The 18,940-nt window shown below is 41.6% G+C and carries 20 protein-coding genes; 4 read left to right on the plus strand and 16 right to left on the minus strand.

Translation table 11 applies throughout. The annotated features are described in order from the left end of the window. Nucleotide 1 precedes the first annotated feature (1 nt). From traL to AAA946_RS24005, 10 genes are all read right to left on the minus strand, one after another. Nucleotides 2–370 carry a type IV conjugative transfer system protein TraL gene (gene traL, locus AAA946_RS23960; RefSeq protein WP_338167292.1) on the minus strand — a complete coding sequence of 123 codons (369 nt, stop codon included), beginning with the start codon at nucleotides 368–370 and terminating at the stop codon, nucleotides 2–4. A gap of 437 nt (nucleotides 371–807) precedes the next feature. Beyond that, a complete protein-coding gene (locus AAA946_RS23965; protein ID WP_338167293.1) occupies nucleotides 808–1,452 on the minus strand; it encodes a DUF4400 domain-containing protein in 645 nt (214 codons plus the stop codon). A gap of 2 nt (nucleotides 1,453–1,454) precedes the next feature. Further along, nucleotides 1,455–2,999, minus strand: a complete 1,545-nt coding sequence (gene traD, locus AAA946_RS23970) for a conjugative transfer system coupling protein TraD (RefSeq protein ID WP_338167294.1) — start codon at nucleotides 2,997–2,999, stop codon at nucleotides 1,455–1,457. Continuing rightward, entirely contained in the window at nucleotides 2,974–3,309 is a 336-nt protein-coding gene (locus AAA946_RS23975; RefSeq protein ID WP_338167295.1) for a hypothetical protein, read from the minus strand. Before AAA946_RS23975 ends, traD begins: the two co-directional genes overlap by 26 nt. Next, nucleotides 3,306–4,958: a MobH family relaxase gene (gene mobH / locus AAA946_RS23980; protein ID WP_338167296.1), complete on the minus strand. Its 1,653-nt coding sequence runs from the start codon at nucleotides 4,956–4,958 to the stop codon at nucleotides 3,306–3,308. Before mobH ends, AAA946_RS23975 begins: the two co-directional genes overlap by 4 nt. Nucleotides 4,959–5,932: 974 nt before the next feature. After that, nucleotides 5,933–6,907 (minus strand): ParB family protein, encoded by a 975-nt coding sequence (locus AAA946_RS23985; RefSeq protein WP_338167297.1) that lies wholly within the window; start codon nucleotides 6,905–6,907, stop codon nucleotides 5,933–5,935. Nucleotides 6,908–6,916: 9 nt separating this feature from the next. Further along, a complete protein-coding gene (locus AAA946_RS23990; RefSeq protein ID WP_338167298.1) occupies nucleotides 6,917–8,167 on the minus strand; it encodes a ParA family protein in 1,251 nt (416 codons plus the stop codon). Between the two features lie 215 nt (nucleotides 8,168–8,382). Beyond that, nucleotides 8,383–9,534 (minus strand): replication initiation protein, encoded by a 1,152-nt coding sequence (locus AAA946_RS23995; RefSeq protein ID WP_338167299.1) that lies wholly within the window; start codon nucleotides 9,532–9,534, stop codon nucleotides 8,383–8,385. Between the two features lie 878 nt (nucleotides 9,535–10,412). Continuing rightward, a complete protein-coding gene (locus AAA946_RS24000) occupies nucleotides 10,413–10,592 on the minus strand; it encodes a hypothetical protein (protein WP_338167300.1) in 180 nt (59 codons plus the stop codon). An 86-nt stretch (nucleotides 10,593–10,678) separates the two neighbouring features. Continuing rightward, nucleotides 10,679–11,284 (minus strand): hypothetical protein, encoded by a 606-nt coding sequence (locus tag AAA946_RS24005; RefSeq protein WP_338167301.1) that lies wholly within the window; start codon nucleotides 11,282–11,284, stop codon nucleotides 10,679–10,681. A 353-nt stretch (nucleotides 11,285–11,637) separates the two neighbouring features. On the opposite strand from AAA946_RS24005, the gene AAA946_RS24010 reads away from it, so the two are divergent. Then, nucleotides 11,638–12,021 carry a hypothetical protein gene (locus tag AAA946_RS24010; RefSeq protein WP_338167302.1) on the plus strand — a complete coding sequence of 128 codons (384 nt, stop codon included), beginning with the start codon at nucleotides 11,638–11,640 and terminating at the stop codon, nucleotides 12,019–12,021. Then, nucleotides 12,018–12,419, plus strand: a complete 402-nt coding sequence (locus AAA946_RS24015) for a hypothetical protein (protein WP_338167303.1) — start codon at nucleotides 12,018–12,020, stop codon at nucleotides 12,417–12,419. Before AAA946_RS24010 ends, AAA946_RS24015 begins: the two co-directional genes overlap by 4 nt. A gap of 54 nt (nucleotides 12,420–12,473) precedes the next feature. Here AAA946_RS24015 and AAA946_RS24020 read toward each other — a convergent pair whose 3' ends face one another. The 6 genes from AAA946_RS24020 to AAA946_RS24045 form a co-directional block, all read right to left on the minus strand. After that, on the minus strand, nucleotides 12,474–12,722 hold the full coding sequence (locus AAA946_RS24020) for a hypothetical protein (protein ID WP_338167304.1): 249 nt from the start codon (nucleotides 12,720–12,722) through the stop codon (nucleotides 12,474–12,476). Nucleotides 12,723–13,124: 402 nt separating this feature from the next. After that, nucleotides 13,125–13,889 (minus strand): hypothetical protein, encoded by a 765-nt coding sequence (locus AAA946_RS24025; RefSeq protein ID WP_338167305.1) that lies wholly within the window; start codon nucleotides 13,887–13,889, stop codon nucleotides 13,125–13,127. Nucleotides 13,890–13,900: 11 nt separating this feature from the next. Beyond that, nucleotides 13,901–14,062, minus strand: coding sequence for a hypothetical protein (locus tag AAA946_RS24030; RefSeq protein ID WP_338167306.1), 162 nt, complete (start codon nucleotides 14,060–14,062; stop codon nucleotides 13,901–13,903). Between the two features lie 195 nt (nucleotides 14,063–14,257). Further along, nucleotides 14,258–14,485, minus strand: coding sequence for a hypothetical protein (locus AAA946_RS24035; protein WP_338167307.1), 228 nt, complete (start codon nucleotides 14,483–14,485; stop codon nucleotides 14,258–14,260). A gap of 14 nt (nucleotides 14,486–14,499) precedes the next feature. Further along, entirely contained in the window at nucleotides 14,500–15,222 is a 723-nt protein-coding gene (locus tag AAA946_RS24040; protein ID WP_338167308.1) for a DUF2971 domain-containing protein, read from the minus strand. A gap of 10 nt (nucleotides 15,223–15,232) precedes the next feature. Continuing rightward, entirely contained in the window at nucleotides 15,233–15,829 is a 597-nt protein-coding gene (locus AAA946_RS24045; protein WP_338167309.1) for a tyrosine-type recombinase/integrase, read from the minus strand. A 110-nt stretch (nucleotides 15,830–15,939) separates the two neighbouring features. Between AAA946_RS24045 and AAA946_RS24050 the strand changes: the two genes are divergently transcribed. Both AAA946_RS24050 and AAA946_RS24055 read left to right on the plus strand, forming a co-directional pair. Then, a complete protein-coding gene (locus tag AAA946_RS24050; protein ID WP_338167310.1) occupies nucleotides 15,940–17,643 on the plus strand; it encodes a type I restriction-modification system subunit M in 1,704 nt (567 codons plus the stop codon). After that, nucleotides 17,633–18,937: a restriction endonuclease subunit S gene (locus AAA946_RS24055; RefSeq protein ID WP_338167311.1), complete on the plus strand. Its 1,305-nt coding sequence runs from the start codon at nucleotides 17,633–17,635 to the stop codon at nucleotides 18,935–18,937. Before AAA946_RS24050 ends, AAA946_RS24055 begins: the two co-directional genes overlap by 11 nt. Nucleotides 18,938–18,940: the final 3 nt, after the last annotated feature.

The following is an 18,940-nucleotide window of genomic DNA, read 5'->3' on the forward strand; positions in this document are numbered from 1 at the left end:
ACTAACGTATAAATCTATCAACAAGTGCCGGTTGATAAGACGATTGGGGCTCCTTAATGACACCCCTTTTATGAATCCTCTTAAACATATTTTTGAAATTATCGACCGACGTTCCCTTACTCTTAGAGTCAGGCATAAAACCTAAATCTCTAAAACGATGAATAAAGTATCCCTTGGGCTTCCCGTCTCTGGTACGCTTGTAGAATTTTACAAAAATAGCGCCAATGACAAATCCAGTCATCGGACTTCCAATTACTATACCTAGAATAAGACCGAACCCGATAATGCAAACTTCATCTACCTGCCAGATTAGAAAATGATCCATCTCATCAACTAGATTTGGAATAGAAATAGATTCATCGTCGTGCATAGTGACCTCCCACTGTCATTTATGAACTAAGATTAATAATATTTATTCATAGGCAATTCTATCTCGACTATTAATTTTTCCAAAACATGAAAGAAGAGCAAAAGGCATAGAATCGGCCATTGACACGACATAAACGACTATCATCACACAATAAAGAAGCATATAAAACCAATAATTTAATTAAGACCTAAAAATACAGAGTAATATTCCTGAATATTCTATATACTCCATCCTTTTTACTAGGCCTTTATTATTGAAATAGCTCGCATATTTACATTACGACAATAATATCAATAACCAATAAAGAAATAGCCATTGTTTCTTTGAAACAATGGCTATTTTAGTGTCATAGTTCTTTTGTCGCTTCTTATTGACACCTCACCGATAGAGGTTATTCATCACAATGAATCACTCGGACATAGAATTATCAGTTACTACTAAACTCTCTTTATAGCGTTTGATATAAGTACAGACACACACGCAGAAAATACAACTACCAGCACAACCATAACCAGCGGTGATATAGAGAATGGGAATACGAAAACGCTGTATACAATGATCGGCAGCATATAAAGCATCTTTTGGCTCAAACCAAACCTCAATGGTGATGAGTACTCGAAGGATTCCTTCTTAATCTCCCTCTGCAAGTAGCCAGTAAGCACGGCTGGAATGCCTAGTAGAGCAACCAGTGGCAACCAATGCGCAAATGACAGCACTCTCATCGTGGTATAAGCTATGGCAATATATATATTTCCTGCAATATCATCGACTACTTGCCACAAAGAGTAGAGCGCATCAGACTTTGCTAGAGTACCGTCGAGATAGTCTACTGGTAGTAGCACACTCTTTGTTAGCTCTAATGCCCCACTATTAATGTAGACAGTCTGTGAGAACGATAGAGAACGCCCCACTATATCGTCTGTAGCAGCTTCTCCATATATGTCTTGCATGTAACCGATCTCTGTCTCAAAGCTCTCTACTATAAGTTCCCTTGAAGACAAGGAGGCGACTACCGCAATTTGCGTTGCTATAATAATCATAAGGAACCAAAGCGGTTTTCGAGTGACAGTTTGTTCAGCCATCGTTACCTCACATTTCCAAGAACGGGAATACGCCCTTTAAACAGCTTGCCTCCAGCAAATGACGCCACATATTCTAGATCGGGAAGCTGCCCCATTAGCTCCTTCGGAAAAAGATCGGCTTCTTCTTCCATTAAACGTTCACCAATATTGGCCCCTAACCCATCAATCTCAGAGTTAGAAGCGTTGAACCCTTGCGTTCGCATCACGTATCGAACTTTTGTGGGAGGGTTTTTGGCACACACACGTTCTTGAGTCGCAGTATCCGCACAGCGAAAAGAAATAAAATTGTTGGTTGACGCTATAATCTGATCAGCTTTGGCTTCACTGCCAAGTTCCGCGACTAGATCTGAAATAGTTTGAGTGGCAACCCATAAGCGGAACCGTGCCCCTCTCGCCTTGTTGATCATTTGAATTAGCGGCTCACAAAGCATTTCACTGGCCTCATCAACAAAGAGGTTAATTACCTTGTCTTCATCTTCACCAAAATTGTATCGATTCGCAGCTACAGCAGCAGAATCAGCTAATATCATTTTACCGATGGCTGACGATACGATTCTGTCGGAGAGAGAATCGGTGCCGATCATCAAAACCTTGTTGGTTTTAATGATTGACTCCATATCAAAGGAAGGACGGCTATCATTGTTATCCGAAGGTGATAGAAGTTCTGCCAGCTCACCAGAGGTCACTTTTGCTAAGTTAGCCAGAAGGTTTGCTGTTGACTGCTCAAGTACGCGACGCTTCTCAAAGTACATAGAGCACATTGAGTCTATAGAGCTATTTCTATATTTTTGAGCGACTTTGTTTTGATAAAACTTTGTACATAGCGCAGCTCTAACCTCGGCGTCAGTGGTTTCTTCAAGCGGTACAAATAACGCGTCCTTCCATTCTACTTTGTTCTGTTCAAACCATGCCAAACACGCTTTCTCGATGAGAGTAGGAAAATGTTCGTAGTAGTAGCGAATCGACATCAACGTAACTTGTTCAGACATCATGTGCATCGCGTCGATGATGTACTGAAGGACCGTGTTAGCAATATCACGATAGAACGAGTCGCCATCTTCAGGTATCAGAGCTGTGACACGAGCCGCCAACTCTGACGCTCTGCTAAAGTTCTTTAACGGATTAATACGAATCGACTCTTCGGGATAGGCAGGGTGCCACATTACATAGCGCTCGGGTTTGCCCATTGCAGCACAGGCAGACTTTGCTATCTCTCGTATTTCTCTATCACCTTTCGGGCATAGAAAGATGCACGTTTCGTTTCGGAGAATAAGCTGATTCAACACCAAATCGAAGAATCGTGTTTTACCGGAACCGGACGCACCGGTTATGAGGTTGTGACCGTCAGCGTAGGCGAACGGAAAGCGGATATCAGTTTCGTGCTCAAGAATCCCCTGTATAAAACCACTTCCCTTGCTAACACGTTGTTTTCCAACAATGCTTTTCACATCACGCTTTAAGAGGTCATAGACGACTTGAGCCTCACCATGACCCCATTCACCGCCCCAGCCAAGGAACAGGCTATTTTCTTTGCTTGCGAGTGACATTTTTTATGATTTCCTTGTCTTTAATACCGAAAAGAGCCAGTGTTGAACTGGCTGTTGGGTCAATGGCTTCGACCTTGTAGCCTTTCAGTCGGCTTTTTCTTATCGCCAATTCAATGCCATTCCTTCCCAAAATCACCGCGAGTATTAACGACGCGACTCCCGCCATGTAGTAAATTGACATGGGTACATCAATGACTAGGGGAGTAATGAACAAAGCAAAACTCGTAGCTATCCAAAGAGCGGCTATGCGCAGTTCGTAATTCTTTCTGTAGGGGAACTCATAGTAATTGGGATCGTCTTTTTTGCTCATACCACTACAACCTCATGTTGATTATCTAAGACTTCTTGATAATTCATTGGGTTAACATTGAAGCCCGCAGATTCCAATTGGGACATCGCTATCGTCAAACTCTGTTGTTCAATAACAACTTTGCCCTTATTCACTTGGTAGCCAAGCTCAAATAGCTTTCGTGCTATGGGGTGTTCAAAAAGCACATCCTGGTCAGTTGTGTTGACCGGTGCATTTGATTCAGAAGTCGCTGTGCTTTCGCTAGATTCCGCTAGATTACCGTCGCTTTCCGTCTTAGGCGCTACCTTTGATAAGGCACACAGTATTGAGGCCATACTTGTTCGGAATGTTTCGAAACGACTGCCGCTTTCTTGGGTGCTTTGTGGTGTTGGATCTGGCTGTGTCGTATCAGCGTTCGCAGGACCATGATCTTTAGCAACCTCTTTCCCTTTCTTCTTACTTGGGTGTTGCTTTAGCGAATAGAGCTTTTCTGGCGATGGGACAAGCCTTTCGACGCGGTTAAATTTGAGACATTGTAATGTCACTGGCTTTGCCTTCGTTCCGAGTATTTCTGGCCTAATAGGACTATACAATGTCTCAGCGTCGTATTCTGTTGCCATGCCTTCTTCAATGCAGATACGAGCGAGAACATCTGGCACTGCTGGAATCATGTAGCCAGCCGTAAGTAACTCTTCAACCAGTTCACTCACTGACGCGTCCCAGAGAACATAGATTTCGTCGTCGATAAACCACAGCTTTGCATTCTTCTGATTCACTAACCATTGTTCGTTGAGAACTCTGTGTTTTATCAAATCAGCAAGTAATTCTGACAGGGGGGTTCGTTTAATTTCTTTGGTCACATGAGAGTGGTTGTGCAACATGTCATGCCTGACCGATTCCGCATCACTCTTGGACACAATTTGGCACATCGGATGTGAGGGATTATTTCCGGACACCGCTTCTAGCATTGTGTTATGGATAGCTTTTCCATCCTCACAGTTACCGAGCCACGACCACGTTTGTTTCGGAATGATACGTTGCATCACGGATATAGACGCATTGTGGTGTTTTTGGTGGCGATTTTTCATGTACTTGATGTAGTAGCGACCAAGTTTATGCTGTTTCGCCCATTGATTTATTGTTTGGTCAGAGTGTGCGTCCCAAGTAAGCGGGTTTTCGCTATCACCGTTCCAAACACTGACATCTGATACGACCTTACCGCCATCATGTAATAGTGCAGATAAGACACTGGCTGTTTTCCAGTGTCGATTGGATTGCTGTGTTTTGGCTTGAGATACATTTGTAGCGGGGTATTGCGTATGTTGTGCCGCTCTCATCGCTCGCTTTGCAACATCAAAAGAGTGATAGACCAAACCACCACCGGTACTATGATGTTTGTACTCAGAAGCAGGTAGGAGATCGACCAACTCTATAAAGCGTATCATCACGGGTCTAACATAGGTGTCAAACTCATCATCTGATAGTCCAAGCTCGCATTGAATGAACTTGATGTCCTCGTTCATTCTCTCTAAAAGTACGGGAGTCTGTACAACTGGAATACCCTGCGGGGTGGGGGGGTAGCCAATTACATCGTCATTTAAATTATCTAGTCCATAGCGTTCATGTTGAACATTTCTATTCAACAGTCGTTTTATTAGCGCAAACAACATATTACAATCCTTATTTTATAAGATTATGTTACATCATTTTTACTATTTCCAAAATTTGAGCCACTTACGATCGATGTAATGAATATGAGTTTTTTTAGAGTTGATTCCCAACCTACCAAAAAATTTTAGTTTGACCCTAATATAGTTTGCTAGACCACTAACAATCTTTTGGACAAAACCTTCTTAGAGTAGAAGGCAAACGACGACAAAAGGCACCGAAAAGTTTCGAACTTTGTTATCCACCGACAATTGAACTGCACGATTGGCACTTCGGCAGCACACATATACCTAATCATTTTGTAAAGATGGGCTTACCCGTTAGGCTTTACGACTGATATAGGCAAGGCGTTCCAGCTATAGCTATAACGCTGTGGTTACAAGTCATTGCTAGCAACGTATGGTTGTATTTGATTTGAGTCGCAAAAAGAGCCTATAACTCCTACAACCCCATTAATTCACTAGTAATCTCCATTCAAAACACAGGGGGTATTAATGATATTTTGCGTAAGCGATTGGTTTAATTATAAATTAGTGGAAGCAAGTAGTGCATTAGAGGCTGCCATAATACTAACAAGCGATATTAGATTAAGGAAAATACCATCAATAGAGTTGAATGGGGCATCTGTAGTTTGCGCTATGTGTGCTCCCTATGAGGGAAGGTTAAAGGTAACTATGGAAGCGTACAGCGATGACATGGCGCGAGTGCTGATTCTAGATTCGTTCGAGTCAACCACGTACTTTACATCACAGCCATCTTACATTTAGTTATAGCACCATATCACATTCAAATGTCTCAATACGTTCCGCAATAGTTTAAGCAAATAGTATAGTAACGCCGCATTTTCGGTGCCTCCTACATCGTAGGTTTCCCCTAACGATATGCGGGAACAAGGGGGGTTGTTTTTAAGTGTTCAAAACGAACAACCCCTTGCAGGGCAAGAGGTTGTGGTTTTTATTGTGTGTGGGAAATCTATCTATATCTCGGTCAGTTTTTGCTTCACCAACTCTTCTATCTCATCGATTACTGACTTAGGTAATCTAGAGAACTCCAACGTAGTCTTGTGACCGTCTGAGCTTGTTTTAATACGGGCGTACTGCTTAGGATTACTAAACTTCGCTAACGACTCTTCACGAGTTTTGCGTTTAGGTTTTGCCGTACTAAGCTTCGAGATTCTATCTTCATAATGAGCCAATAGCGCTTTTTGAATACCTTCAACGTCTGAATCATCATGCTCAAATGAAGCCTTGGAATCTTCAACAAAATCATCGACACTAATCTTCGACTTCATCAACGTCGCTTCTATCTTACCAAGTTTTGCATAGGTAGTGGTTGGTACAGATTCGCTATCAGGAAACGACAATATGAGTCGTTTGTCTATGTTCGCCGCGTTGACCTTCTTTCGCATCGTTTCTTTGCTAACGCCAAACTCTTTAGCTAGTGCGACCAAATCACTTTTATCGATACCTTTCTCATCAGCGTGTTTTAAATATCCAATACCAACTTCTCTCCAAGAAAAACGCTTCACCTTCTGAGTCAAATCAATATAGGCTTGAATTTCCTTCGCATCAGGTTGTTCATCTAAAACCCAAAGCGGCAAACTAACTTTCTCTTCTATCGCGCATAAGCGACGACGGCTTGCGTCAATAATCTCATAACGGTCTAGCTCTTTGTTATAATAGGCTACACCTTCTTGCTTGATCTCACCTTCTCTGCGAGTTTCCTCCAAGATATCTCGAACGGCGTCACTGTCCAGAGACTCTTGGTTTCGCAGGTTTAAATGGTGAACGACTGTCTTCTTCACTACCTCTTCCCACTTCAACACTTTATGTCTAGCGGTGTACTTTACTTTTCCAAAAGTGAGCGTCTTAGTCATTGGGCCATTTGAACTTAGCTCAAGGCCAGATTTAGCAGTAAATGAGCCTCTTTTTCCTGGTGGTGTTCTTTTCATAATATCGCCCTATTTCGCCGCAACTTGCATAAGTTCACCACGGAACTGCTTGTAAAATGCATTCACAGAACTAACCGCAATATCAAATTGACCATTCGTGCATAGCTCTTCTGATTTTTTGATGTCCAGTACTGTGCGGCCAAGTGCAGCGGTGGCAGTAAATGCGTCACTATGATTAATCGTCTCCGTCATCATGTTATTTCTGACAGAACGTAGTAGTTTTTGGAACGTGTCATATTCTGGACGGCTTGACTCTTGGTAGTTAACGACAGCGATTTTTTGCCATGCCAGTTTCGCACCCTTAGAAGGCAGGGTGCTCAGACGCGTCGCTAGGGTGCTCATGAAATTGGCAGTCGAAGCATAATCATAATAACGCGGCGTGACAGGTGTAAGAATCATGTCTGCGGCCTCCAAAGCTGACCATGTGATAGGACTGTCTTGAGGCGGCATATCCGCGTAGATAACATCGAATATCTCTTTAAGAACAGGCAATACCACCTCAGAAAACTTTCTCAGCAATCGATCTTGATTGGCCTCATCTAAGCTCCAATAAGTATCGACAAAGCGCTCATCGCTAGGGAAGGCCGTTATAACTGATAGGTTTGATAGATGCGTAGAGAAGGCACATTGCTTAATGATGTCCTCTAGCGTATAGCCGTTGGCAAGCAGAGCATTAACCGCGTTCTCTTCATTTTCAGGCTCGAACTCAGCCAATAGAATGTCCGTCATCGTAACAAAGATACTGCTATCTGCGACCTGCATTGTTCCTTGTCCAGCAGAGCCTTGAGGATCAAGGTCGAGTATAAGTACGCGAGCGTTGAGCGGTAAGTCTAATGCGGTAGCGGTAGCCAGTGTTACTGTTGTTGAAGTCTTACCGGTTCCACCTTTGTGATTAGCGACTACGATTAACTGGCCGTCATATCGCTCAAAGAAAGTAGGTAGTCCGAAGTGCTCCATAAGAACGTGAATTTGTTCATTTGTGTAAAGGTGCTGAACTCCCTGAGAGGTATGCTCACCAATAATACCTAGTTCCTCAGCCTCTTCCACTTTCTTCTTAAATGTTGGTTTGGTTGTACCAAGCAGCTTTATTACAGCCGTTTTGTTCATAGAATGGTTATACACGAGCCTATCAACCCCATCCACCAAGTCTTCGTCCGTTACTGCTACTCGCAACTGTGATTTTAGAGCCTCTTCTAAGTCAACAAGCTCATTGTTCATGTTTTGTGCTGTTTGCGCTATCGATTCTAAGATACTGGTCATATTGGCGTAACATCCTGATTATTCGTATTTGTAACCATAATAGACGCTACTTTACCATTGTAAAGTAAAATTAATCTTTTTCGGTAAAGTCATGGGTTGCGTATATTTTGTGGGAACAAGGGGGGTTGTTTGGGAGCGTTCAAAATGAACAACCCCTTGTTAGACAAGGGGTCGAAGGTGATTTGACGTTGATGGAAAAACTCGAGATTTTGAGGTCAGCTAAACCCTTTAACAAGTTCCAAATAGTTTTGTTTTGATGCCTCTTCTTTTGTATTGTGCTGTCTTTCCAGCTCTTCAACAAACTCACGCGTCTTCTCTACGACCTGCTCGTAAAGTGGTTTATGGAACTTCTCTTTTTCTTCAGATTCACTCATGAGTACCATTAGGGCGTCAGTTAGCTCAATGTATTCCTCTAGCGTTAGACCAAATGCGGCACCGCCATTAACGTTTTGCATGTTTAATTGCATCAAACGTTCTACATCCCTCTCTGCTTCTTCTATGTTTTCATCTGTAAAGGTAGCAATCCAGCGATACAGGAATCTAATTCTTGTATCATGCCCAACGCTGTTATCATCCTCATCTTCATTAACTATTTCAAAGCCCAACGTACCTTGACGTTCGCTTTCTTCAATGATGATACGTTCTCTTGATTCTTCGCTTTCGCTTATCGTTTTCAATGAACTAGCGATTAACCTTTTCAGAAACGTTTTCGGAGATTTATACGTTGGCATTAAGAGCTCTCCATTGTGGCCGTAGACGCCAAAGACTGTTTGAAGTTTCTTAATGGAAATTGGATAGAGTTTTTGTCCAGTTTTAAACCGACTAAGTAGATCGAGCATCTTTTTGCTGTGCGCGTCGCTCAAAGCTAAATACTGATCGTTTGATATTAGCGCGTAACCATTGGTCTTCGCTTTTGCTATGTACGAATTACGCAACTCGTTATTGGGAATAATAGTAAGAACACCATCTTTATATTGGCACCGACTAAAAAGAGGGGAGTAGTCAAAGTCACCGTTATCGTTCTCTATGCCGATAACAGTTTCAGTCAGTTTTTTTATCGGAGATCTAAGCATCGATGCTACGTTGCTTGAGCGGTCCAATTTAAAGAACGATGCAATCTCTTTCGCTTCAAATTTATAATGTGGTATGGCGTGACCATTCGCAACATCCCCGTTTACGTACCAATCTTGAGCCCTCATCTTCGTGAACAAAATAGAAAGTACATCACACATCTTTGGTGTGAGCTTCATGGAGGCAAACACGATATCGTTGCTTTTTATGTGAGATTCTATACCTGCGTGATATTTACGAACAACGGAAGTCGGTAGTGGTTTTTCTGTTTGATCGGAATTGACTTGTTCTTCCATAACTTGTGATCCATTCGTTGTTTTTGACTGACTTTAAGCAATGCCACCTTGCAGTAATCGAAAGTCGTGAAATGCTTAATCTCAGTGACAATAATGCTTAATATCAGTCATGATAATGCTTAATATCAGTCAAATCAACCTCTCGACTAACTGCATCTACGTGATATATCCTTACTGCACTGAACTACAGTATCGTAAGCATATGCATGAAAATTAAAAAATTATCTTCGCATTTTGCTTGATGCTTAAACTCAGTCAAAAGGACTTATTTTGAGTCAGCAATGCTTAAACTCAGTCAAAAGGACTTATTTTGAGTCAGCAATGCTTAAACTCAGTCAAAGGACTTATTTTGAGTCAGTTATGCTTAAATTCAGTCAAAGGACTTATTTTGAGTCAGTTATGCTTAAATTCAGTCAAAAGGCTTATTTTGAGTCAGCAATGCTTAAACTCAGTCAAAAGGCTTATTTTCAGTCAGTTATAATTATTTTCAGTCAGTTATAATTATTTTCAGTCAGGAATTGCTTACTTCAAGTCAAAAATTGCTTAAAACGAATCAAAGGATCGAATGAAAAAACTTTAAAACTCAATAACTTAGAGCTCTTTTTGAGAGTGCATAGATCTTATAGTCTTTATATAGATCCTATATAGAGTTTTATATATAAGATCTATTGAAAAAACTTATCTGACGGATTTCTTTAGCTTTTCCTTATGGAAGGCTAGGCAATGGGTACTAACGACTGATAAGCCAAAAGCGGCATTTGAGCGCGTGTCTTAACTCAGTGAGGCGCTAGATGATCGGCGTGGCACCGACCAAATACCGCAGAAGAAGGAGATTTGAATAGGGCAGAAAAACTTATCATTTGTAAACCCGAACGGTCTTAACCTTTACTGATAGCTTCTTGAATCAGCGACCAGATACCCGAAATAACGTCTTTTGCGACAGGTACGACTTGTTTGGTGACTTCAGCAAAAAGCTCGTTTAGGTCTGTTCCCGTAGCAATGCCATACAGTGCTATGCACCCTGCTGCGAGAAGTGCAAATTTCAATAGGTCGAACATAGCGTAATCCTCCATGATTTTGACTATCGTATCGTAAGTTATTAATTTTCCAAAGTTTATATAATAGGTAATTAACCTATTATATATTAGTCACCGAAGCTCAAATCAAGTGCAGTCCTTGATGCTGACAATTCTGAGTACAAATCATCGAAGCGCCAGCCGTTTGATACATTGGCATTGTACCAAGTTTTTAGGCATTGCTTCAGCTCGTACTCGTGCCATTGAGTATCGTTGTTCGAAATGAACTCTGGCAAGTCCTTTGGTGATAGTGACAGCATGTCGGTCTTCATTTGATTCAACTTAGACTGACGGTCCAATGTGGCTTTGGCATATATTTTATTGTCACGTTCAATTCTCATACCCATGTGGTTTTCGCTACGAGACCGGGCTGATGTCGCTATCGAAGGAAATGCCTGATCTGCAAAGTATGTGCTTACCAGATATCTCTGCTGTCCGTTACTACGCAGGAACCTATCTAGTTTATGCATGATCTCGGGAACCTTATCGCTGCGGTTATCTGCGATGACGAGTAGTTCTTGTCTTCTTGGCTTATATCCGAAGTAGTGACGGCAGAACGAGTTGGCGAATGGCGTTGCCCCTCTTGGTGTACGGTGCGCCATGTCTGTGTAGGTAAGTGCAACGGCGCGCTGGAAGTTGTTCGCTGGTAATAATGCTAAATTATCTGGGATCATACGGAACCTCTCGATGTCTGAATTAGTGGGCTCTGTTTACAAATTTTTCGTAGTCGCTATGCTGCGAAAAAATGTGCAATGTATCATTCAGCAGAACCCCGCGTTCGCAATGTCCTAGAGCGATGGTTTGATAGTTGTAACGGCGTGAGGACCGAAACTTCGCAGTACCCTGTTCAATCGATGATTCTAATTTGGCAATGCGCTTGAGTAGCTGTTTACTCGGTCTCTTGGGCATCTTTATTTTCATGCTGATTACTCGTTTGTGTTGACGTACAATTACGTTAGCATCGGAATTGAAGTTTCCTAAATGACCGTTACAGTGTCGCTGGCAGCGTAAAGATAGAGGTATGGTGATGGCGAGAGAAAGTATTCCATTTTTTGAGCAACAAAAGTGGCTGATAGAGCATGGAGAAGCGCTAAACGAATATGCGGTACCGAAGTTTAATTCTTATCGGCCAAATGTGGAACATACGCTAGAAGAAGCGGTAGAGTGCTTATTCTATCAATCTCGCTTTGCTTCGAGTCATCAAATTCTTGATAAACACAATGCTGCAATCGATATCGAGCTGACCATAGAAGAATCTGTAGAAATATCAGCGGGTACATACCTGGCTGTTTGTGTGAAACACGGAAATCAAATCAATAAACTGTCGTTTATTGTGAACAGCAGTGAGAGTCATTACTTCTTCTTTGACCTTTCAACGGCCAGCGCCGTCGCTAAAACGCACTTCTTATGAAAATCCGCGTTCGTCACAACTATAACAGTGTGGAAATCGACCACAACGGAACAATTGTCAGTGGCCATAAGAGTGTAGCCGGTGCAACGGTTCCAGTGTTGCAGAGAAACGGAGGGTCTGAACGTTATCCCTTCGGCGGCTTTGAGGACGCAGATCTATATAGAAATACGCTGCTCGAATACCAACTGGTCAAGGTAGTCGATGTGTTGTCATTCACTAAAGATGATTTCTCGAAGCCAGTTTACTTTGATATGGATAATTACTTAGTTGGCGTGTTTGATGTGAACACCGGTTTGGTTAGCGTGCTTTTAGATGGGGGAGAGCCTATACGTAGAGTTCAACCTAGACAACCTTCAAAACGGAACGTTGATAACGTGGTGAGACTGCATCGGCAATAGAGGGTAGGTTTGGATACCCGTTTTCCTCTCTTTGGTGGATTATGAAAAAATGATTCACCAATTCAAGCGCGGGTTGCTCTCTACAGCTTGTCTCAGTTCTGCTTTACGATAGCGATCAGGCTCACCACAAACCACATGCAGACAGTCACGCATAGCAATAGCGGGATTGGAATATCGGTGTTTATGCAGGTGGGAAATTGTCTCTGTATCAAGTTCGACTATTTGCCATTTGTACATGTCACTGGAGATTTTGAGTACCTCCACTCTAATCGAAAATATCTTTAATGATGAATAGACTTCCATAGGGTTGCTCTCATTTCAATTCGTGTAGGGGCTACTGGCAACAAGTATATACGAGTAATAAAGTCGCATACTCACAGGTGTCTAACTCATTGATTTTGTATTGATGAAAAACGCCTCAGAAAAATAAAGTATCATACTGAAATGATCACCAAGACCAAAATGGAGCAGAAACTGAGTAATAAAGTTTCATACTATTAGAGGTGATGTTTGGATAACTACTGTCTCATTTATGCCCCATTATCATCTTCGACGATCAAACTCACATTTTCAATAATCGTGATTTCCCCAAATTTTACTCATGTGACGTTGGCAATATCTATGCATTGGCAGTGAGTATTTAGGAGTAAATGCTAGGTCGCTTCGGGACAAAAGCGACTTAGTATTTACGCCCGGCTCCGTATATCAAACTGTAGTCGAATTAGTACTATAGGATGTAGCTGTTACCTGATTTTTGGGGGTATAAGAGCACTCGTTTTCAATGTGTTCAGATGAATCTGAATCGTAAAAAGAAATTGATATTATCTCACTTTTTGGTATCACAACCCGGAAGTCATCCACATCAAATCCGTCTGTACTGTTCATTTCCCCATAATGTTTATTGTAATCATTGATAACTTTAAGTTTCTTTCGTTTAACAGAACGGTAACCGCTCCGTAGTGGAAGTATGGCAATACTACTGCTTGTCATTTCGTTAGTGATACATGAAAAAGTGTCGTGTGAGATACCAATGTATATCTTGTTATTCGCTAATGTTATCAATATAGGCCTCTGGTCAATGCAGGACTCCATTAGAAGGGCCTCAATATGATCATTTACAATGACATTAGCAACTTGTTGGTAGTATCGGTCACTATTTTTTCGAAAAAAGGTGACATTGATTAATACTGCTGCCAAGGCAGCTAAAATTACTGCTAGTGATAATGTTACAAGGATGAATAACTCGGTATGGAAGGCTATAAGTTTTGTTGTCAGGTTTAGCCCGACACTGCTTACTGCTATGACGATAAGTAATATGAATGATGCTGCTAAAAAAAACGTTCCCCAAGCCGCAATATGAAAGTATGAATCCCAACCCTCAGACCTTTGTTGACGCAACCTTGCTGGTAAGTACAGCCTCGTAAAAATGAAACCAGTAACAAGAACAATCAATACATAGAACAGCCCCAATGACAATACTCCTAGTTAGCAGCCTCACGTACTTTTTTTACAACAGCCTTTGAATCTCTTTTTAAAACAACGCAACCATTTTTATCAACATCAAATCTGTCTTTGTTTTTTTTCATAAGTTCTGCCAAGCGAGTCGCTTGGTCAGTCGTTTTTTTTGAAGTTGTGGTTTGCATAAGCAAGCTTCCCTTTATCTTGTAAGCCTTAGTACGCTTCGAGAATTACTATCAAATTCTTGAGCAGCACACCAACTATGGTTTAGCTTAGCACCTTAGTACTCTTTTTGCGTCAGCCTAGAAAAATTTAGTAGACATGTATTTTAAGAACATTTGTATCGTAACAGTACGGGACAGAAGCGAGATAGTGGATCTTTAATCACTTGTAGCTATATCAAACAAGTATTTGTAATGCTCATCGAAATCGTCGCTATGGCTAACACCTAGAATGCATGCCATCCGTGCAATATTGACGCCCTGATCAATCGTGATGCCACCTTCAACTAAATGACTTTCAATGTATTGGTATACATGTTCGCTTACATCAGCATTCAACATTTTATCTGCAAATTCAATCATTCTGAGAGTGGTGTTTTGACTCATCTTCGGCAAAGCTCCTAAATTGACTCTAAAACCAATTCATTCTCAATGAAGACTTGATAACGATTCTTTCGTATATTGGCGTACTTGATTTTTGAATCTTGGCCAGTCAACTTGATGATACTTTCCAATAGCTTTCGGTCATGATCGGACATCTTAGAGCCAATAATCACTTCTCGAAGAGCATTGAAGTGATTGTACTTTAGTTCACCATCCCCAGTTTTAATGAATCGATATTCCTTTTCATTTGCATAGCTGTCAGGTTTGTTCATATATGCTGAGGTGACTAGTCTTCCAAAGTTATCATGTTTGAAGTTTTTTCCCGGAACTTCCTCTAGTCCAGATTCTTCAGTAATTAGGTTATCGCCGATGAGAATGTTCGAAATAGGCTGATAGCCTATATAATCATGGACTAAAGTCTTATCGTTGAATTCTTCAACAAGTCTCTGCTTATCAAAAACCATACAGAAGCCTCTCAGCCCATCTGCATAATAAGACCAATGGAACAAGGAATCGGATAGCTCGTATGGACGTTCCATATCGACAGCCATAGATAGAGCTGCGATGTTTTTGAAATGTTCTAAGTCGGGACAGTATTTATCGTCCGGATTTGGGAGTTCTAATTCAAAGAGCGACTCTGTAGGGTCGTTCAAGTTTGCAGGTTTCGCAAAATAAAGGCATGTATTCAGCAGGTTTGCTACTGAGTATTTGTCAACTCTTTGAAATTTATATAAATACAATTTGGAACCCTTAAGTCTCACAACTCTCTGAAATCCTCAGCGCATCTTCAATCTCAACGCCAAGGTATTCAATCGTACTTTCTAACTTAGCATGACCAAGAAGTAATTGAATAGCCCTAAGATTCTTGGTTTTAGCGTAGATCAAAGAAGCCTTGGTTCTGCGCAGTGAATGCGTGCCGTATAGTGTTTTATCTAGTCCGATATCAGTAACCCATCGATTAACCATAGTGGTGTAGTAGTGATAGGAGATGGGCTGCCCCTCACGTCGTGGGCTTGGAAACAGGTAGTCTGTTGGTGATAATGAATTTTTGATGATCCACTGCGATAATGTTTGTTGAGTCTTGGGTGTGATCTCGAAGTGTACTTCCTGCTGGGTCTTTTGCTGTTTGACGATTGTTCTCGACATCACACAACCACTGCGACTGACATCTTGGACTTTCAAGTTACGTAAATCACACGATCTTAGCTTACAATCGATGGCGAGATTGAATAGTGCTAATTCAAATAGCCGCTCTTCCAGTTCAAGTCGAATACGGATGCGCCAAATGTCCTCTAGTTTGAGGGCTTTCTTCTGACCTACACGCTTTCCTTTATTCCAAGCTTCCATAATGTGCTCCTTACTTCATAAAAATGCTCTTTAAGTAAGGCAGAAATCAAATACAATGCTGCATCCAGTGGTATGATTGACGGAATATTTTTATAACAAGAAAACTTCTAATGAATCAAACAGAACAACAGTATTTGAAAGAGCTTGAAGGCAAGCTTTGGAACGCAGCAGACAAGCTACGCTCAACGCTAGACGCAGCGCAGTACAAACATGCAGTGTTAGGGCTAATCTTCGTTAAATACGTCTCTGATGCGTTTAAGCTGCGTCAGGATGAAATCAAAGCTGACATCGCTAACCCTGAGCACGAATACTACTTGGATCCTGCTGATTACTCGGAAGAAGAACTAGCAGAAGAGATTGCTATTGAACTTGAACAACGTGACTTCTACACAGAGAAAAACGTGTTCTGGCTACCTACTGAGTCTCGTTGGCAGTTTCTTCAAGATAACGGCCCATTAGTTATTGGTGGCGCTGAACTTGATATTAATGGTAAGCCTAAGAAAATCACTTCTGTTGGTCACCTCATCGATAACGCACTTGAAGGTATTGAGCGAGATAACCCGAAACTGAAAGGTGTACTTAACAAGTCATACTCTTCATTGAAGATTGACCAAGCGAAGCTGAATGAGCTTATCAATCTGATTGCCACTATCCCGTTTGTTCATGCTGATTTAAACAGTAAAGACATCCTAGGCCATGTATACGAATACATGCTTGGTCAGTTTGCACTGGCTGAGGGTAAAAAAGGTGGTCAGTTCTATACGCCAGCCTCTATCGTAACGCTGATCGTTGAGATGATTGAACCTTTTGAAGGTCGTGTATATGACCCTGCAATGGGTTCTGGCGGTTTCTTCGTTCAATCAGAGAAGTTCATTGAACGTCATGCGAATGAGAAGAAAGTCGACGCAATAACGCAGAAACAGAAAATCTCAATCTACGGTCAAGAATATAACCATACAACGTGGCAACTAGCAGCGATGAACATGGCGATCCGTGGTCTTGATTACGACTTCGGTAAAGAGCCTGCAAGTACCTACACTAACGTGCAGCACCCAGATCTTCGTGCTGACTTCATCATGGCTAACCCTCCATTCAACATGAAAGAATGGAACACGGGTGTTGATGATAACGATCCTCGCTTCAAATACGGCCAACCACCATCAGGTAATGCGAATTTTGCGTGGATGCAGCACATGCTTCATCACCTTGCTCCTGAAGGCTCTCAGGCGCTTCTGTTGGCAAATGGTTCTATGAGTTCAACGGCCAACAACGAGGGCACTATTCGTCAGGCGTTAATCGAGAACGACTTGATTGAATGTATGGTAGCGCTTCCCGGTCAACTGTTTACCAACACACAGATCCCTGCCTGTATTTGGTTCTTAACGAAGAACAAGAACCCTCGTGTAGATAAGGCAGGTCGTAAGCTGCGTGGCCGTAAAGGTGAAGTGCTATTTATTGATGCTCGTAACCTTGGTTTCATGAAAGACCGCGTATTACGTGATTTCAGCTTTGATGATATTAAGAAAGTAGCTGACCTATTTCATGCATGGAAAACAGGCGTAGAAGTACATGGTGTTGGTTATGAAGATCAAGCTGGTTTCTGTAAATCAGCAACATTGGAAGAAATCACGAAACATGACTTCGTACTGACTCCGGGTCGTTATGTTGGTGCTGCTGAGGAAGAGGATGATGGCGTCCCTTTCTCTGAAAAAATGGTGACTTTGACTTCTAAGTTAAGTGAACAGTTTGCAGAGTCAGCAACGCTAGAAGCGGAGATTAAGAAGAACCTAGCGGGGTTGGGTTATGAGCTTTAAAACTCCCTTAGGGAAAACTATTTTCGAAACAAAACCGATAAGTGCTGGATGCGAGTTTGTTTCAGGGTACGCGTTCAAAAGTAAAGATTTTGCCGAATCTGGCTTTCCAGTCATAAAAATTAAAAACATTCAAAATAAACAAGTTACTTTGAATGGTGACAATCAGTTTATACCTAAGAGCGTCATCACCGAAAAATTGAATAAATTCAGGTTGACGCATGGTGATATCCTAATTGCAATGACAGGACAAGGTAGTGTTGGCCGAGTCGGAAAACTAGTTTTAAATGACAAACGAGTCACCCCATATTTGAATCAACGTGTGGGTAAATTTGTTACGCACCCTAACGTGTTGGACAAGGACTACTTGTATTACGTTATTAGCACTTCTGCATATGAAAGCTTACTCTTTGCTGCTGGTTCGGGAAGTGGTCAGCCAAACCTAAGTCCTGCGATCATCAAAGGGGTTGAAATTCCATTTCCGCCAGTCAAAGTTCAAGAAAGTATTTCAAAGATACTTAGAGATCTGGATGAAAAAATTGTTACCAATGTTCAAATGAACCAAACCTTAGAACAAATGGCACAAGCCATCTTCAAGTCATGGTTTGTCGACTTCGACCCCGTAAAAGCTAAGATGGAAGGCGAACAACCAGTGGGTATGGATGCGGCTATTGCCTCGCTATTCCCTGAAAAGCTAGTTGAGTCTGAAGAAGGAATGATCCCTGAAGGCTGGAGTGTTGAGCCATTAAAAAACATATCACGGGTTATTAATGGACGAGCTTATAAAAATACAGAGTTCAAAGAGGAAGGAACTCCAATTATAAGGATTCAAAACCTTACAGGGAAAGGGAAAACAGTCTATTCAGACATGGAACTACCAGAAGATAAGTTAGTTGAGCACGGTGATCTTATTTTTGCATGGTCAGCAACGTTTGGGCCGCATCTGTGGCGTGGGCCTAAATCAATCTATCACTACCATATTTGGAAGATGGATGTAGATGAAACAAAGTTTGGCAAATACCTGCTTTACCTACATTTAGCAAGGTTGACTGATTATCTGAAAAATCAGGGTACAGGCTCAATCTTCACTCACTTAACCAAAGGAATTATGGAGAGTCAAAAGCTCGTCATTCCAAATGAGTCAGTAGTTGAAGCATTCTCAAAAGTGGTGACGCCTTTGTTTGCTCAGATTGATAGCTTACATAAGGAAAATAAAATCCTTGAGCAGCTTCGCGACACGCTACTTCCTAAATTGCTTTCCGGCGAAATAGACTTAGAAACGGCAACTGAGAACTAATAA

The sequence above is a fragment of the Vibrio sp. 10N genome, from assembly GCF_036245475.1.
Classification (GTDB): Bacteria; Pseudomonadota; Gammaproteobacteria; order Enterobacterales; family Vibrionaceae; genus Vibrio.

Excerpts from the sequence above, each read along its gene's own strand:
- AAA946_RS24055 (WP_338167311.1), top strand. The coding sequence starts at position 17,633 with ATGAGCTTTAAAACTCCCTTAGGGAAAACTATTTTCGAAACAAAACCG.
- AAA946_RS24015 (WP_338167303.1), top strand. The coding sequence starts at position 12,018 with ATGAAAATCCGCGTTCGTCACAACTATAACAGTGTGGAAATCGACCAC.
- AAA946_RS24035 (WP_338167307.1), bottom strand. The coding sequence starts at position 14,485 with ATGAGTCAAAACACCACTCTCAGAATGATTGAATTTGCAGATAAAATG.
- AAA946_RS24020 (WP_338167304.1), bottom strand. The coding sequence starts at position 12,722 with ATGGAAGTCTATTCATCATTAAAGATATTTTCGATTAGAGTGGAGGTA.
- AAA946_RS23990 (WP_338167298.1), bottom strand. The coding sequence starts at position 8,167 with ATGACCAGTATCTTAGAATCGATAGCGCAAACAGCACAAAACATGAAC.
- traL (WP_338167292.1), bottom strand. The coding sequence starts at position 370 with ATGCACGACGATGAATCTATTTCTATTCCAAATCTAGTTGATGAGATG.
- AAA946_RS24010 (WP_338167302.1), top strand. The coding sequence starts at position 11,638 with ATGGCGAGAGAAAGTATTCCATTTTTTGAGCAACAAAAGTGGCTGATA.
- AAA946_RS24000 (WP_338167300.1), bottom strand. The coding sequence starts at position 10,592 with ATGTTCGACCTATTGAAATTTGCACTTCTCGCAGCAGGGTGCATAGCA.
- AAA946_RS23975 (WP_338167295.1), bottom strand. The coding sequence starts at position 3,309 with ATGAGCAAAAAAGACGATCCCAATTACTATGAGTTCCCCTACAGAAAG.
- mobH (WP_338167296.1), bottom strand. The coding sequence starts at position 4,958 with ATGTTGTTTGCGCTAATAAAACGACTGTTGAATAGAAATGTTCAACAT.
- AAA946_RS24050 (WP_338167310.1), top strand. The coding sequence starts at position 15,940 with ATGAATCAAACAGAACAACAGTATTTGAAAGAGCTTGAAGGCAAGCTT.
- AAA946_RS23985 (WP_338167297.1), bottom strand. The coding sequence starts at position 6,907 with ATGAAAAGAACACCACCAGGAAAAAGAGGCTCATTTACTGCTAAATCT.
- AAA946_RS24030 (WP_338167306.1), bottom strand. The coding sequence starts at position 14,062 with ATGCAAACCACAACTTCAAAAAAAACGACTGACCAAGCGACTCGCTTG.
- AAA946_RS24045 (WP_338167309.1), bottom strand. The coding sequence starts at position 15,829 with ATGGAAGCTTGGAATAAAGGAAAGCGTGTAGGTCAGAAGAAAGCCCTC.
- AAA946_RS24005 (WP_338167301.1), bottom strand. The coding sequence starts at position 11,284 with ATGATCCCAGATAATTTAGCATTATTACCAGCGAACAACTTCCAGCGC.
- traD (WP_338167294.1), bottom strand. The coding sequence starts at position 2,999 with ATGTCACTCGCAAGCAAAGAAAATAGCCTGTTCCTTGGCTGGGGCGGT.
- AAA946_RS23965 (WP_338167293.1), bottom strand. The coding sequence starts at position 1,452 with ATGGCTGAACAAACTGTCACTCGAAAACCGCTTTGGTTCCTTATGATT.
- AAA946_RS23995 (WP_338167299.1), bottom strand. The coding sequence starts at position 9,534 with ATGGAAGAACAAGTCAATTCCGATCAAACAGAAAAACCACTACCGACT.